This window comes from Thalassotalea sp. LPB0316 (genome assembly GCF_014898095.1).
In the GTDB taxonomy this organism is placed as follows: domain Bacteria; phylum Pseudomonadota; class Gammaproteobacteria; order Enterobacterales; family Alteromonadaceae; genus Thalassotalea_G.
The window spans coordinates 295666-311232 of sequence record NZ_CP062946.1 but is presented as its reverse complement, the minus strand read 5'-3'; the positions used below and the strand labels follow the sequence as shown (position 1 = coordinate 311232).

General features: G+C 42.6%; 11 protein-coding genes. 9 read left to right on the top strand and 2 right to left on the bottom strand.

Annotation, left to right across the window (positions count from 1 at the left end; translation table 11 throughout):
• Positions 1-146 precede the first annotated feature (146 nt).
• Together dnaB and alr are read left to right on the top strand one after the other, a co-directional pair.
• Entirely contained in the window at positions 147-1565 is a 1419-nt protein-coding gene (gene dnaB, locus LP316_RS01350; RefSeq protein WP_193022319.1) for a replicative DNA helicase, read from the top strand.
• A gap of 13 nt (positions 1566-1578) precedes the next feature.
• On the top strand, positions 1579-2646 hold the full coding sequence (gene alr / locus LP316_RS01345) for an alanine racemase (protein ID WP_413470669.1): 1068 nt from the start codon (positions 1579-1581) through the stop codon (positions 2644-2646).
• 81 nt (positions 2647-2727) lie between these two features.
• On the opposite strand, the gene LP316_RS01340 is transcribed toward alr, so the two are convergent.
• Positions 2728-4296: an arylsulfatase gene (locus LP316_RS01340; protein WP_193022317.1), complete on the bottom strand. Its 1569-nt coding sequence runs from the start codon at positions 4294-4296 to the stop codon at positions 2728-2730.
• A gap of 174 nt (positions 4297-4470) precedes the next feature.
• Here LP316_RS01340 and LP316_RS01335 point away from each other — a divergent pair, with 174 nt between their 5' ends.
• The 6 genes from LP316_RS01335 (at position 4471) to cysH (ending at position 12112) form a co-directional block, all read left to right on the top strand.
• Entirely contained in the window at positions 4471-5043 is a 573-nt protein-coding gene (locus LP316_RS01335) for a glutathione S-transferase family protein (RefSeq protein ID WP_193022316.1), read from the top strand.
• On the top strand, positions 5040-6968 hold the full coding sequence (locus LP316_RS01330) for an alkaline phosphatase D family protein (protein ID WP_193022315.1): 1929 nt from the start codon (positions 5040-5042) through the stop codon (positions 6966-6968). Before LP316_RS01335 ends, LP316_RS01330 begins: the two co-directional genes overlap by 4 nt.
• An 18-nt stretch (positions 6969-6986) precedes the next feature.
• Positions 6987-7358: an STAS/SEC14 domain-containing protein gene (locus LP316_RS01325; protein ID WP_193022314.1), complete on the top strand. Its 372-nt coding sequence runs from the start codon at positions 6987-6989 to the stop codon at positions 7356-7358.
• Between the two features lie 479 nt (positions 7359-7837).
• Entirely contained in the window at positions 7838-9646 is a 1809-nt protein-coding gene (locus LP316_RS01320) for an assimilatory sulfite reductase (NADPH) flavoprotein subunit (RefSeq protein ID WP_193023778.1), read from the top strand.
• Positions 9646-11379 (top strand): assimilatory sulfite reductase (NADPH) hemoprotein subunit, encoded by a 1734-nt coding sequence (cysI, locus tag LP316_RS01315; RefSeq protein ID WP_226960777.1) that lies wholly within the window; start codon positions 9646-9648, stop codon positions 11377-11379. The genes LP316_RS01320 and cysI overlap by 1 nt, the downstream gene beginning before the upstream one ends.
• Positions 11372-12112 carry a phosphoadenosine phosphosulfate reductase gene (cysH, locus tag LP316_RS01310; protein WP_193022313.1) on the top strand — a complete coding sequence of 247 codons (741 nt, stop codon included), beginning with the start codon at positions 11372-11374 and terminating at the stop codon, positions 12110-12112. Before cysI ends, cysH begins: the two co-directional genes overlap by 8 nt.
• A gap of 64 nt (positions 12113-12176) precedes the next feature.
• Here the strand turns inward: cysH and LP316_RS01305 are convergent, their stop codons facing one another.
• Entirely contained in the window at positions 12177-13076 is a 900-nt protein-coding gene (locus LP316_RS01305; protein ID WP_193022312.1) for a TIGR03899 family protein, read from the bottom strand.
• A 209-nt stretch (positions 13077-13285) separates the two neighbouring features.
• On the opposite strand from LP316_RS01305, the gene LP316_RS01300 reads away from it, so the two are divergent.
• A complete protein-coding gene (locus LP316_RS01300; protein ID WP_193022311.1) occupies positions 13286-15511 on the top strand; it encodes an EAL domain-containing protein in 2226 nt (741 codons plus the stop codon).
• Positions 15512-15567 lie beyond the last annotated feature (56 nt).

Here is a 15567-nt window from a genome sequence, read left to right as displayed (position 1 = left end):
GCAACCCTGTAACAATTAAGTAGCGTGGTTTGTTTAGTAAACCGCGCTTTTTTCATTTTGTATATGGTCAATATCTGTTAAATTACTCTTCTTTCGCAAACCATCACGGTCGCGATTAAATCGTATAGTGTAGTAGGAAGTCATTAATGGCAGAGCAAAAATTCTCAAATACAAACAAAAAGTCGTTTAAAGAGAAAGATCGACAAGTCGAGCAATTGCGCGTTCCTCCGCATTCATTAGAGGCAGAGCAGTCGGTTATCGGTGGTTTATTGCTTGATAATGAGACCTTTGACCGCGTTGGTGAAGCTGTTGTAGCACAAGACTTTTATTCACGTGCTCATCGTATCGTTTTTGAAACCATTGGTGAGATGATCGAAAAAGGTGAGCCAGTCGATCTCATTACCCTCACCGAAGCGTTAGAAAATGCACAAAAGTTAGAAGATGCCGGTGGCTTTGCTTATTTAGCTGAACTCATCAAAAACACGCCAAGTGCTGCTAATATTGTTGCTTATGCAGAAATCGTCCGTGAGCGCGCTGTAACGCGTGAAATGATCAGTGTTGCTAACGAAATCGCCGAAGCGGGCTTTGATACCCAAGGCCGTTCAAGTGCCGAATTACTCGATTTTGCCGAGACTAAAGTCTTTCAAATTGCCGAAGCACGCGCCAATAAATCAGAAGGGCCTGAAAATATTAACTCAGTGCTTGAAAAAACCGTTGATAGAATCGAAAAACTATACCAACAGCCACATGATGGTGTTACAGGGGTGACAACGGGTTTTGCCGACCTCGATAAAATGACCGCAGGTTTACAACCTTCAGATCTTATTATTGTCGCTGCGCGTCCATCAATGGGTAAAACAACCTTTGCGATGAACTTGGTTGAAAGCGCTGCAATGACAGAAGATAAACCTGCGCTAATCTTCTCATTAGAGATGCCGTCAGAACAAATTATGATGAGGATGTTGGCCTCGTTAGGGCGCATTGATCAAACCAAAATTCGTACTGGTCAATTAGGTGATGAAGATTGGGCGCGCCTGTCATCAACCATGGGCTTATTGATCGAAAAAGGCAAAATGTATATCGATGATGCCGCAGGCCTAACACCTACGGAAGTGCGCTCAAGAGCACGCCGAATTGCTCGTGATCACGGTGGTTTAAGTTTGATCATGGTCGATTACCTTCAGCTGATGCGAGCACCGCAGTTTTCTGATAACCGTACTTTAGAGATAGCGGAAATTTCACGTTCACTTAAAGCACTGGCTAAAGAGCTTGAGGTACCTGTGGTTGCACTATCTCAGCTAAACCGTAGTTTGGAGCAACGTGCTGATAAACGCCCAGTAAACTCTGACTTACGTGAATCAGGCTCGATTGAGCAAGACGCCGATTTGATCATGTTTATTTATCGCGATGAGGTCTATCACGATAACTCAGAGTTTAAAGGCATGGCTGAAATTATTATTGGTAAGCAGCGTAATGGTCCAATCGGACGTGTGCCATTAACTTTCCAAGGGCAATTCTCGCGCTTTGACAATTATGCTGGCCCGCATGTATTAGAAGAAGACTAAGCGGTTTATGTCGATTCGCACTGCTACAGTTCACATTAATTTACCTGCGTTAGTTGATAACTATCAGGTAATAAAAACCATGGCGCCGAAGGCTAAAGTACTAGCGGTGCTAAAAGCTAATGGCTATGGTCATGGCTTAGTGACTATCGCAAAAGCACTACCACAAGCCGATGCATTTGGCGTTGCGCGTATTGAAGAAGCGTTAGAGTTGCGAACTGCAGGCGTGATAAAGCCAATTGTCTTGCTAGAAGGGGTGTTTAATACGGGTGATTTAGCGATATTAGCAGCGAATAATCTGCAAACCATCGTGCATACCAAAGAGCAACTGCACGCGATTTTAACCGCCGATTTAGATCGACCATTAAAAGTATGGCTGAAAATTGATACTGGCATGCATCGTTTAGGTATTGAACCGGAGCAGTTTAACGCGTTTTATTACGCGTTAACCGAGTCTGAAAATGTCCATTCTGATTTGGTATTAATGAGTCATTTTAGTTGTGCTGATGATCTACAAAGTTCGTCGACACAAGCTCAATTTTCACTGTTTAATCAGCTAACCGAGCAATTGCCTAATGCTCGCTCTATTGCTAATTCTGCCGGCATTTGTGGTTGGCAAAACACGCAATGTGACTGGATTCGCCCAGGCTTAATGCTCTATGGTGTATCACCATTAATTGATAAATCGTCTGCAAGCTTTGGGCTAAAACCTGTGATGACGTTACAGTCGAGCGTGATAGCGATTCAACGCGTTAAAAAAGGCGAAACGGTTGGCTATGGCAATGCTTGGCAAGCAAGTGAAGACACCAATATCGGGGTTATTGCGATCGGCTATGGCGATGGCTACCCTCGTCATGCGCAAAATGGTACGCCAGTATGGCTAAACGATCGGCGAGTGCCATTAGCTGGCCGCGTTTCTATGGATATGATTACGGTTGATTTAGGACCTAAAAGCACAGATAAAATCGGTGATATCGCTACGCTTTGGGGCAGTGAATTACCCGTGGAAGAAATTGCCAAGCATTCAACTACGATTGCCTATGAGCTACTGTGTAACATTACTCGGCGAGTGAAATATATTTAGCGCTGCGCGCTCAAACTATATAATGAGAAAAATAAAAAAAACGCCCGTTGAGGGCGTTTTTTGATGGTTACAAATTACGAATTAACGATTCTTTGCTTTACTAAGTGCTTCTATGCTTGCTTTCATTTTCTGCTCAGCGAAGAACTTATAATCGATACCTGATGCTGAAAGTGTTGAACCAGGCTGGAATGGATAACCTGGAATAGTGGCTAAGAACTGTTGTACTTTTTGTTGAACTGGTACAAATAACCACATGTTATCGGCATACCAGCGAACGTACATTTCAGACTCTTCCCACATCACTTCATATGGGTCAGCTTTCAGGTTAACGACGATCGGCCACTGTGGTGTGAATCTATACGCTGTGTTGATAGCGCCAACTTGCTTGGCAAAGTGGACTTTCCAATCATTCCAACGTACAGCATTTAATTGCCCTTCAGAAGAGAAGTAGTAAATAGCATCTCGTGGCACTTTATCCGTTTCACCTGTTAGGTACGGCACATAGTCATAACCGTCTAAATGTACTTTGAACGTTTTACCATTAGCCTTGTAGCCTTTTTTCAGCTTCTCTGGTAAATCTTTAATACCCGCCGCTGACAAAAATGTTGGCATCCAGTCTTCGTGTGAAATCATGCCATTAAATTTCGTACCCGCTTTGATCTTGCCTGGCCAACGAATTATTGCTGGGACGCGGAAGCCACCTTCCCATGTTGTACCTTTTTCACCGTGGAATGGTGTAATACCGCCATCTGGCCACGATATAGTTTCTGCACCGTTATCTGTGCTGTAAAGTACAATGGTGTTGTCAGCAATCTTTAACTCATCAAGCTTATCTAAAAGAATACCCACTTGATCGTCGTGCTCAACCATACCATCAGGGTATAGACCAATACCTGTACGACCAACTGCTTCTGGTTTTAAACGCGTCCAAATGTGCATACGCGTGGTGTTGTGCCAAATAAAGAAAGGTTTCTTTTCTTTATGGGCTTTATCAATAAATTGTAATGTTGCAGCAAGGAACTCTTCATCGGCAGTTTCCATGCGCTTACGAGTCATAGGGCCAGTATCTTCTAATCGACCGTCTGAGTATGATTTAATAACCCCACGAGGACCAAATTTGGCTTTAAACTCAGGGTCTTTAGGATAGTAATAGGTTTCTGGCTCTTCTTCCGCATTTAAGTGGTAAAGGTTGCCGTAGAACTGATCAAAACCATGTGCTGTTGGCAGGTGCTTGTCTTGATCACCAAAGTGGTTTTTACCATGCTGTGCCGTCATGTAACCTTTGTTTTTTAACAAATCGGCGATAGTTGGTGTCCAATCAGGGATACCGTGATCTGAACCTGGCATACCGATGGTTAACATACCCGTTCTAAATGGGTGTTGTCCCATCATGAAGGCAGCACGGCCTGCTGTACAACTGTTTTGTGCGTATGAGTCAGTAAACATCGCGCCTTCATTGGCGATACGGTCAATATTCGGCGTTTGATAGCCCATAATACCGTGGTTGTATGCACTAATGTTATGAACACCGATATCATCACCCCAGATCGCGAGAATATTGGGACGAGATTTATCAGTCGTAGCGTGTGATACTCCGGAAAAAGCTAATAGCCCTGCGGTTAATAGCCCTAAACCTATGCTAAGTCTCATTTTTTCTTCCTTATGTTTAAAGTCTTGCAGATCCAATATAGCCAAAGAATTACAATCTTGCTACAAGCCATTAACTTTTTTTAAGTTTTTCTTTTCATAAGATAAATTGATTTTATAAACAATGCTAAACTGGCTAAAAAGGATCAACTAATCATCGATAAAATAGAGAATAAAATGAAATTAATCGGCTCGACTACTTCGCCTTTTGTTCGTCGTATTCGCTTGCTAACTCAAGATAACGACGTCGAATTTATCAATATTGATATTTTTTCAGAGCAAGGTGCGCAAATCCTCAGCCAAAATAACCCGGCCAAGAAAGTGCCTGTGTTAGTCGATGGCGATACTCAAATATACGATTCGAGGATAATCTTTAATTATTTAAGCCAAAAGTTGCAACTCGAGCCATTGAGTTGGCCACAACAAAATTTACTCACGGTTATTGACGCTGCTAACGACTCTTTAGTCTCTATTTTGTTGTGTCAACGTTCAGGGTTTGATACGCAATCAGATAAGTTGTTTTTTAATCTGCAAAATCAACGCTTGGCCAGTATTTTTCCGGTACTTGAACAAGCAGCACAACATGGTGAATTTGGTAGTTGGCATTATCCAAGTATCTGTTTGTTCTGCTTGCTAGATTGGGCAAGTTTTCGCGATCTGGTCAAGTGGCAACACTTTCGGGCATTGCAGGCTTTCTATCAAAAAGCACTGCAACAACCTCTGGTAGCACAAACTGATCCGCGATTATGACTCAACAAAAGTTAGCCAAACTGCTTGCCGGCCCGATTGTAAGGCGCTGCACTGATGACCAACTCAATTTTTGGTTGGTCACCGATCGCAATTACCAAATTGAGCTGACGATTACCTGCGATAACGATCAAGATTTTCAGTTTTGCCAAGTCTTAACGCCTGATAGTCAGCAAACGATTCAAATTGGTGAACGAGCCTTTGTTCATTTATTGACACCACCGCTTGAGTATATTGTCTTGGAGCAAAACTTGAATTATCAACTGAGTTTTTATCTAGGTGATGATAAGCAGTTTTCGTTATCGGATATTACAACGCTTCACTACGGTGACAAGCCGCTAAGTTTTGTTGTTAAAACTAGACTCAATAAGGTGTTGCACGGTTCTTGTCGCAAGCCACACTTTGATAGTGAAGACGCCTTAATACAAGTTGATGAGCAAATTAAGGCGAGCCTTGACGAGCCTGAAAGTCGTCCTGCACTGTTGATGATGTCTGGTGACCAAGTATATTGCGATGATGTTTGTGGTCCTATGCTTAATGCTGTTCACCAAGTTATTGATTTGCTAGGTTTATATCAAGAAAGTTGGCAAGTTTGCCAATCTACAACGAATAACGCCGAGCAAGCAATCAAAGATTCTTCACAACTATTCGCCAGTGAGCAGGGCTATTACCAACGTCACTTATTCTTACCACAAGATCAGGTTAATCACGGTTTATGGGCGAAACTTTTTGGCGCATCAAAACAACCAATATTTACTTCGGTTAACGCAAAGAACCACTTAGTGACGGCAGCCGAAGTCTTTGCTCAGTATTTACTGACCTGGTCGCCAGCGCTGTGGCAAAGCGTCGATTTAGATAAAACCGATCATATACCAACACAGTTTTTATCGGTTTATCACGATGAAAAGGCTGTTCTAGAGCGTTTTATTAGTGGCTTAGGCAAAGTGCAGCGGGCGCTAGCTCATATTCCAACCTACATGATTTTTGATGATCACGATGTTACCGACGATTGGAACTTAACGAGAGCTTGGGAAGAGTCTGCCTATCAAAACGCGTTTTCAAAACGAATAATTGGCAATGCTTTATTTGGCTATTTGTTGTTTCAAGGCTGGGGTAATGCGCCTGATAACGTTAAGTTGCTTATTGAGCAGATCCCCGAACACTTCGGTGATGGGGTTAATACTCACGACGAGCTCATTGATGCGCTCCTTGATTTCGATCAGTGGCATTACCATTTAAATAGCGTACCCAAAATGGTGGTGCTTGACACTCGCACGAGTCGTTGGCGATCCGAAAGCTTTGCTGGTAAACCCTCTGGCTTAATGGACTGGGAATCGTTGTGTGAAATGCAACAAGAGTTGATTGATCAGCCGAGTGTCATTTTGGTGTCAGCTGCACCAATTTATGGCGTCAAACTGATTGAAACGATCCAGCGCATTTTCACCTTCTTTGGCAAACCCCTGATGGTTGATGCAGAAAACTGGATGGCTCATTCAGGCACGGCTAATGTGATGCTCAATATTTTTCGGCACTACAAAACACCGCCGAACTTTATTATTTTATCTGGCGATGTCCATTATTCATTTGTTTACGAAGTAGAGCATCGCTTTATTCGCACGCAATCGAGTATTTTACAAGTCACTTGTAGTGGCATTAAAAATGAATTTCCCGCTCGACCTTTGTCAATCTTGGCTAAACTTAACACAGTACTATATGCCGCTTACTCACCGCTAAACTGGTTTACCAAGCGCCGAAGAATGAAAATTCTCGCTCGTAAGCCGTCGGTTAAAAGTGATGGTAGGTTAGTAAATCAAAGCGGGATTGGTCTGTTGAATATCGAGAGTGAGCAAGAAATAGGTACGCAATTGTTGACGGCAAAGGGGGAGGTTGTTGATTTTATTCCAAGAGCTAAAACAGAGCGTGATTGATAATGCGTGAGATAAACTATGATCAAAAAATTAGCACAAAGCTCGGGGCCATATCTTGGCTTTGTCGTATCGGGCAAAGCCGGGTTAGCTGAAGAGCAGGCTTGGAACGAAGAGATAGAGCAGGCCATATCAACCCACAATAAAGTCAGTTTATTGATTGTCTTATCTGAAGGTGTTCATTGGGGCGTCGATAACGCGTGGCAAGATATTAAGTGGCTCTTTGCTCATATGCGCCATTTCGACAAAGTTGCGATAGTGTCTTCAAGCGCCGCTTGGCATTGGCTCATAACCATAGATAGTTTCTTCGCTGCCTTAATGAACATAGATGAAAAACACTTTTCACCTAATGAGCTCGATAACGCTTGGCAATGGCTCAAAGCTAATCAATAAAACGATTATCCTTGATTAGCGAGCTTTGAAATAGCGCATCGATATGATGAGCGATTATTGGCTTTAAGTAGTGAAACTAAACTTTTAAACGATTAACCGTCTTTCCCGCGGAGGCGGGAACCTCATAAATTCAAAGTGAGCTCATAGTATTTATTCCACTATAAATTTTTGGAGATCCCCTGTAAAAGCATCAGGGGATGACGGCTCTTCGTTGCTAGTTACCTTATTGTCATCACTCAATCTAAGACAAACTCTAGCAATGAGCGACTAACCGGCTTTAAGCTATTGGCTCACGACATTAACTGTCAACAATATTTGATAGCATGTTAGGTGCTGAAAACTACCCCAAGTCACTCATTTTTAATCATATCCAAAACCAATATTCATATTTGGAATAAAAAATCGTTTTCTATTCTTTTTAATGTTGTTTAAGCCTCGCTATCATTTGCCTAATTATTGAAATGGGCGAAATGAACGTTATGTTGTCTAAACAACAAGATCAAACAAATAATCTCGGCAATGCAGCACTTGATGCTGGCCAATTAGCGAATTTGCAACAAGCTACCAGTGGTTTTTCGGCACTACAACTTGCCTGGGCGAGTGGCTATTTGGCTGCTAAAAGCGAACAGCCGGGTACTGTTGCTACTATCGCGCCAAGTGCACAAGCGAGTGCAACTTTAACGATTTTGTATGCATCTCAAACCGGTAATGCTAAAGGCGTGGCCAACAAGCTTGCCGATCAAGCAAAAGCAGCGGGTATTGAAGTTAACTTAAAAAACGTTGCTGATTACAAAGCGAAAGCTTTGAAGTCAGAAACACATGTGTTAATTGTTGCCAGTACTAATGGTGAAGGCGAGCCGCCAGATGATGCACTGTCTTTCCACGAGTTTTTATTCTCTAAAAAAGCGCCTAAATTAGACAACTTAAAATACAGTGTCTTATCGCTCGGTGACAGCAGCTATGAGTTCTTCTGTCAAACTGGTAAAGACTTCGACCAACAACTCGCTAAGCTGGGTGCAACGCAAGTCGCGCCGCGTGTTGATTGTGATGTCGATTATCAAGATGAAGCGGCACAGTGGTCAACGTCGATTGTTGAATCTCTCAAAGATGAGTTAACAGCCTCAACAGGTGCTGATGTGGTTTCGTTGCCAATCGCCGATACCACGAGCCAAAAACAATACTCAAAAGAATCGCCATTTGAGGCTGAGTTGTTAGTTAATCAAAAGATCACGGGGCGAGATTCAAATAAAGACGTTCGTCATATCGAAATCGATTTATCAGATTCAGGCTTAACTTACCAAGTAGGTGATGCGTTAGGGGTTTGGTTTGAAAATGATCCGGTGTTAGTTGATCGCTTACTTGCGCTATTAAGCTTAACAGGTGAAGAAACTGTTGCCGTGGGCGAGCAAAAGCTAGCTTTAAAACAAGCCTTAGTTGAGCAATTTGAGTTAACCCAATCCAATCCAAAGTTTGTTGAGTTTTGGGCGAATCACAGTGGTAACGCTGTGTTAATTGATAAACTCGACGATAAAAACGCATTGCGTGAGTTCGCGTTAGAAAATCAAATTATCGACATTGTAAAATTAGCGCCAACAGCGGTTGATGCGCAAACCTTGGTTGATAACTTACGCAAAATTACCCCGAGGTTATATTCAATTGCCTCAAGCCAAGCAGAAGTCGACGAAGAAGTGCATTTAACGCTAGGTGTTGTTGCCTTTGATAAAGCTGGTGAAGCGCGCTTAGGGGGCGCTTCAGGGTTTTTATCTCACCGTTTAGCGGAAGGTGGCAAAGTTAAAGTATTCGTTGAAGAGAACAATAATTTCCGTTTACCGCAAGACGATTCTACCGATGTCATCATGATTGGTCCAGGTACAGGTGTTGCACCGTTTAGAGCCTTTATGCAAGAGCGTGAAGCAAGAGATGCCGAAGGACGTAACTGGATGTTTTTTGGCGATCAAACTTTTACGCAAGACTTTTTATATCAAGTGGAATGGCAAAACTACCTCAAATCAGGCTTGCTAACCAAAATGGATGTCGCTTTCTCACGCGATCAAGCGGAAAAAGTCTACGTTCAACATCGCATTAAAGAAAACGCAGCCGAGGTTTATCAGTGGCTAGAAGCCGGCGCTCACCTATACATTTGCGGTGATGCTAATCGCATGGCGAAAGATGTTCATCAAGCCTTGATTGAAGTTGTGGCTGAGCAAGGTGGTAAAAGCCTTGAGCAAGCAGAAGATTATTTAAAAGCGTTACGCAGTGATAAGCGCTATCAAAGAGATGTTTACTAATGTCAAATACAGAAACAAACAAGCAAATTTTAGGTCAGGGCCCGATTATTGTTGAAGGTAAAAAGGCTGACAATGAGCGTATTAAAGGCGAAAGTAACTTTCTTCGTGGCACGATTGCTGACGATTTAAACGATCGTATCACCGGCGGCTTTACCGCTGACAATTTCCAGTTGATTCGTTTTCACGGTATGTATCAGCAAGACGATCGCGATATTCGCGCTGAGCGTCAAAAACAGAAACTTGAGCCAATGCATAACGTAATGCTACGTGCTCGTATGCCCGGTGGTATTATTACGCCAACGCAGTGGTTGGCAATCGACAAATTCGCCGAAGAGCACACGCTATACGGCTCGATTCGCTTAACGACGCGTCAAACCTTTCAGTTTCACGGTGTACTAAAACCAAACATTAAGTTGATGCATCAAACGCTTAACAGCATTGGTATTGATTCGATAGCAACAGCGGGCGATGTTAACCGCAATGTTTTGTGTACTTCAAACCCTGTTGAGTCACAAGTTCATCAAGAAGCCTACGAGTGGGCGAAAAAAATAAGTGAGCACTTGCTGCCAAAAACAAAGGCATACGCCGAGATTTGGTTAGATGGTGAGAAGGTAGAGTCAACCGAGGAGCCAATTTTAGGTAGCCAATACTTACCGCGTAAGTTTAAAACGACTGTGGTTATTCCGCCGCAAAATGATGTTGATGTACATGCCAACGACTTAAACTTTGTCGCTATTGCCGAGAATGGCAAGCTCGTCGGCTTTAACGTACTTGTTGGTGGCGGCCTAGCGATGACGCATGGCGACACCTCTACCTATCCGCGCCGCGCTGATGATTTCGGTTTCGTGCCACTGGAAAAAACGCTAGATGTTGCTGCCGCAGTTGTTACCACACAGCGTGACTGGGGTAACCGCGTAAACCGTAAAAACGCGAAAACTAAATACACGCTAGATCGCGTGGGTATTGACACCTTTAAAGCTGAAGTTGAAAAGCGTGCCGAGCACACTTTTGAGCCTTCGCGCGAGTATAAGTTTACTGGTCGTGGCGACCGCTTTGGTTGGGTTGAAGGTGTTGATGGTAAGCACCATTTAACAGTATTTATCGAAAATGGTCGGATCCTCGATTACCCAGGTAAACCATTGAAATCAGGTGTTGCCAAAATTGCTGAAATTCACCAAGGTGATTTTCGTATGACGGCGAATCAAAACTTAATTATCGCAGGTGTAGCGCAAGCTGATAAAGCTAAAATTGAAGATATTGCTCGTAGCCACGGCTTAATTGACGACAGCGTTTCGCAGCAGCGAAAAGATTCAATGGCTTGTGTTGCGTTTCCAACCTGTCCATTAGCTATGGCCGAAGCTGAGCGCTATTTACCAGGCTTAATCGATGATGTCGATGCGATTTTAGCGAAACACAATGTAGCAGATGACAGCATTATTTTACGCGTAACTGGCTGCCCGAATGGTTGTGGCCGTGCGATGCTCGCCGAAATTGGCTTAGTCGGTAAAGGACCAGGTAAATACAACATGTATTTGGGTGGTAATGTTGAAGGTACGCGCATTCCTAAACTGTACAAAGACGGCATTGATGAAGCGACAATTTTAGCTGAAATAGATGCCTTAGTTGGCCGTTGGGCTAGAGAAAAACAAGCTAATGAGTGTTTTGGTGATTTCGTTATTCGCGTGGGTGTTGTTGATGAGGTGATCGTTAGCGCGAGGGATTTTCATGCCTAGTCGAGCCATAGACAGCCGCTTTCCAGCGTCGCTGCCTGAGTCTTGGCTAGCGCAGTGGAATAGCGCACTTGAAAAGATGACACCGCAAGAGCGAGTTGCATGGGCTTTAGAGCACTTGCCCGGTGAGTTTGTCTTGTCATCGAGCTTTGGTATTCAGTCGGCGGTGATGTTGCATTTAGTGACTCAGGTCTATCCTGATATTCCAGTCTTGCTCACCGATACCGGGCACTTGTTTCCAGAAACTTATCAATTTATTGATCAGTTAACTGAGCAAATGAACTTGAATTTACAAGTTTATAGTGCGAAGGAAAGCACAGCGTGGCAATTGGCTAAGTACGGTGAAGAGTGGTGTTTAGGTGATGATGAGTTGAAGCGCTATAATCGCCGTAATAAAGTAGAGCCGTTAGAGCGTGGCTTAACTGAGCTAAACGCGAGCTCTTGGTTTTCAGGGATCCGACGTCAACAGTCGGAGCATCGACAAGGGTTGTCGGTTGTCTCCATTTTACGCGGGCGCTTTAAAATTCATCCGATTATCGACTGGTCGAACAAAGAGGTGCACCAATACCTTACCAAGCACAAGCTACCATATCATCCTTTGTGGGAGCAAGGTTATGTCTCGGTTGGTGATACGCATAGTTCATCACCGTTGAGTTTTGGTATGGATGAGAGTGACACTCGCTTTAATGGTCGGGCAAGAGAATGTGGCTTGCATACAGATGGTGACGGTATTTAGTCACCTGAGCTAGTGATAACAAATTGCTTTTTAGCGGTTGTTTTTACTGAACGTTGGTTGGCACTTACTTGCAGGTAAAGTGATGGCCAATATAGTGAGTTAACGATTGCTTAATCGACTCGTCTGGTTTGTCGGTGATCAAGCGCGCAAGTTCACAACCCACTTCACTATATTTGTAATATTTTAATACGGTTTGTTTTTTTACACTTTGTAAGATTAAAGGCTGGCCTTGGAAAATCAGCGCTAACTCTTGGTGTTTGTCAAAGGTTGTCGTCTCGGTTTCCTGAGCGAATAACAATCCGTTATTGGCGAGTGCGAGTAAATCACTATAACTTAAACCGAACTTTGCTAGATCAATGGTTGCAGTGCGTGACTTATCAAAGCTATTCCACAAACTTGGTACTTGGTAGCTGCCCGATAAAATACGATAGTGCCTGCCAGCGTTATCTCTCAATGCGATCGCAGTAGCTTTGGCAAACAGCTTGGCATCGTGAATACTTAAATCTTTAAATACTTTTAATGTTTTAATCGCAAAGGCGCCTGGGTAGCTGATTTCTTTCGCTAATATTTTAGCCCAAAGATCTTGCATTGTTTTGTTACTAACACCTTGAGCAAGTTCCATAAATTGAGCAAACCAATCGGCATCAACCTGCTCGACAATTTTACTTGTTGAGCAATAATTCACAGCTTTGACAATAATACCCTCTAGATTGAGTTGTTGGCGCTGTGCGCTAGTTAATGCGCGTTTAGCTACCCTATCTTGCAATGGCATTTGCTTTTCTGGAGGCAGCAAACTGCCGTCGATGGCAAAAGATTTGGCCAAGGTGAGTAGTTGTTTGGCAGAAGAATGACCCGTTTTAGTTTTGCGCTCAGAAGCAGTGTCTTCAACACTCGACGCAATTGCCGTATTAGCAGACTCGTTAACCGTAATGATATTATCAGTGGAAGCGTGTTTATTTGTCATGTTATTGTCTACTAATAATTTTTGCGTATGATAAGTTTGTAGTGTTAATTATTTAATTGCAATTGTTATAAGTTTAATTATTGCGTCTATAATTTATTGAATAATGCGATCCTGACTTTTATTATGTACTAGAATGTAAAGAAGGGAACTAGTTATCTTTTTTTAGTTGTATCTAAACTGAATAGCATGTTCAGTTTTTTGAGGGGCATATGCAAGTTACAGAGCGAGCCGAAGAAGAATTCTTATTTTCTGATGACTTCTATGAAGATGATGTCGTAGATGAGAAAAGTGAAGATACATGGAAAGTGTTAATCGTAGACGATGATCCTGAAATTCATTCAGTAACTCAACTCGCCTTGTCTGATGTTATTGTTTTAGGACGTTCGCTAGAATACTTACATGCTTATTCAGGACAAGATGCGTGTCAATTAATTGAATCGCGCGATGACATTGTTTTAGTGTTGTTAGATGTCGTCATGGAAACTGATGATGCAGGCCTTAATGTGGTCAAATACATCAGAGATGAATTGGACCGTCAAGATATTCGGATTGTTTTGAGAACGGGCCAACCTGGTTACGCGCCGGAAGAAAGCGTAATTAAAGATTACGATATCAATGACTACAAAACAAAAACTGAATTAACCCGTCGAAAGTTGGTGACAACTGTCTATGCCGCTATTCGCTCCTATCAACAAATTTACACCATTAATCAGAGCCAACAAGGTTTAGAGAAAGTTATCGGTGCTACGTCTGAGCTTTTGGAGTTACATAACTTCACTGACTATGCTCATGGTGTTTTAGAGCAATTCCACAGTTTACTCGATAATGTAACTTCAAGTGTATTTAGTGCTCGAGGACAAGGTGTTATCGATGGCGCTGACGATTTAAGTTTATACGTATTAGCGCAATGTGGTTTGCAGGCCGCATTTGTTAACCAAAAGTGTAGCCAAGTGCTAGAGCCTGCAGTTACTGAGGCATTGAATCGATGCTTCACTCAGAAACAGCATTACTTTGATGAAAGTTATGTAGTCTTGTATTTGTCGAGAGGCGATTTTAGAACAGTTATTTACCTGGAGCTTAGTTCTCCGATGCCAGAGATGGTCAAGCCGTTACTTGAGGTTTTTCTGACTAACGTAGTAACTGGCTATGAAAATGTTCATCTCTTTCAAAAACTCAACAATGCCGCATATAAAGATTGGTTAACTGATCTGCCCAACCGTTTGGCTTTTGTAAATGAACTTGAGTACTTTACGCGTAACGATCAAAACGATTTTGTTGCAGTGTTAATAGATATTAGCCATTTCAGTGATATTAATGATGGTTTAGGTCAAGATATTGGTAACCAGCTCTTGAAAGCGGTTGCTACTCGCCTAAAAGGATATGGCAATGGCGTTAAAATCGCGCGTGTTGGCGCGGACGTTTTCGGGTTAATAGGTTTGAGCTCAATATTAACACCAGAAAAACTGTCGAAAACTTTTATTAATCCTTTTTCTGCGGGTGATCAGTTTTTACCTGTCAGTGCCTGTTTTGGCTTTTGTCGGCAAGAAGACGCTGGTGGTAGGGGTGTTGAAGTACTTAACCAGATAAATATTGCGCTAAACTTGGCCAAAAAAGACCGGCATGTTCACTACATGTATTACGCCAAAGAAATGGAAGAGCAAACCTTATGGCGCTTGGGCATGATTCGTCAGTTGCGTCATGACTTTAATGCTAATCGGTTACAGTTGTGGTACCAGCCGCAACTAGATTTATCGACCGGGCGAGTGATCGGTGCTGAAGCATTATTGCGTTGGCAAACGGAAGATGGGCAATTTATCTCGCCTGCGGTGTTTGTGCCACTCGCTGAATACTCAGGGCTCATTTTAGATATAGGCGATTGGGTAATTAACCAAGCCTGCTTGCAAATTAAAGAGCTTGAGAAAAATGGTTTCGATGATGTCGGTATTTCGGTTAATGTCTCAATTCCTCAGTTTAAGCGAACGGACTTTGTTGACTCAATTATTGAGGCAACCAAAACGCACCAAGTAAAAGCGAGTAAGCTAGAGCTTGAAATCACAGAAAATATCTTGATGGACGACCCGCAAGTGGTGATTGATTGTCTCACTCGACTCAAACAAGAGCGCATTAGTATCGCACTTGACGATTTTGGTACGGGTTACTCATCAATGAGCTACTTACAGAAGTTGCCACTAGACCGTTTAAAGGTCGATCGTTCATTTGTAAAATCGATTGGTGAAAAAGAGCACTCATTTATTGCAGAAACGATTATTAGCTTAGGTAAACAGCTCGATTTAAAAGTTATCGCTGAAGGTATCGAAGAGTTAGAGCAACAAGAGCACCTAATCAAACACGGTTGTGATGAAGTACAGGGCTTTTACTACGCCAAACCCATGCCAGGTAAAGAGTTTATTGCGTATTTAAGAAAACAACAATAATGCTAAGCTAAGATCAATAAAGCCGCTAAAAATGAGCGGCTTTATTGATCTTAGGG

Excerpts from the sequence above, each read along its gene's own strand:
- dnaB (WP_193022319.1), top strand. The coding sequence starts at position 147 with ATGGCAGAGCAAAAATTCTCAAATACAAACAAAAAGTCGTTTAAAGAG.
- LP316_RS01340 (WP_193022317.1), bottom strand. The coding sequence starts at position 4,296 with ATGAGACTTAGCATAGGTTTAGGGCTATTAACCGCAGGGCTATTAGCT.
- LP316_RS01335 (WP_193022316.1), top strand. The coding sequence starts at position 4,471 with ATGAAATTAATCGGCTCGACTACTTCGCCTTTTGTTCGTCGTATTCGC.
- LP316_RS01330 (WP_193022315.1), top strand. The coding sequence starts at position 5,040 with ATGACTCAACAAAAGTTAGCCAAACTGCTTGCCGGCCCGATTGTAAGG.
- LP316_RS01325 (WP_193022314.1), top strand. The coding sequence starts at position 6,987 with ATGATCAAAAAATTAGCACAAAGCTCGGGGCCATATCTTGGCTTTGTC.
- LP316_RS01320 (WP_193023778.1), top strand. The coding sequence starts at position 7,838 with ATGTTGTCTAAACAACAAGATCAAACAAATAATCTCGGCAATGCAGCA.
- cysI (WP_226960777.1), top strand. The coding sequence starts at position 9,646 with ATGTCAAATACAGAAACAAACAAGCAAATTTTAGGTCAGGGCCCGATT.
- cysH (WP_193022313.1), top strand. The coding sequence starts at position 11,372 with ATGCCTAGTCGAGCCATAGACAGCCGCTTTCCAGCGTCGCTGCCTGAG.
- LP316_RS01305 (WP_193022312.1), bottom strand. The coding sequence starts at position 13,076 with ATGACAAATAAACACGCTTCCACTGATAATATCATTACGGTTAACGAG.
- LP316_RS01300 (WP_193022311.1), top strand. The coding sequence starts at position 13,286 with ATGCAAGTTACAGAGCGAGCCGAAGAAGAATTCTTATTTTCTGATGAC.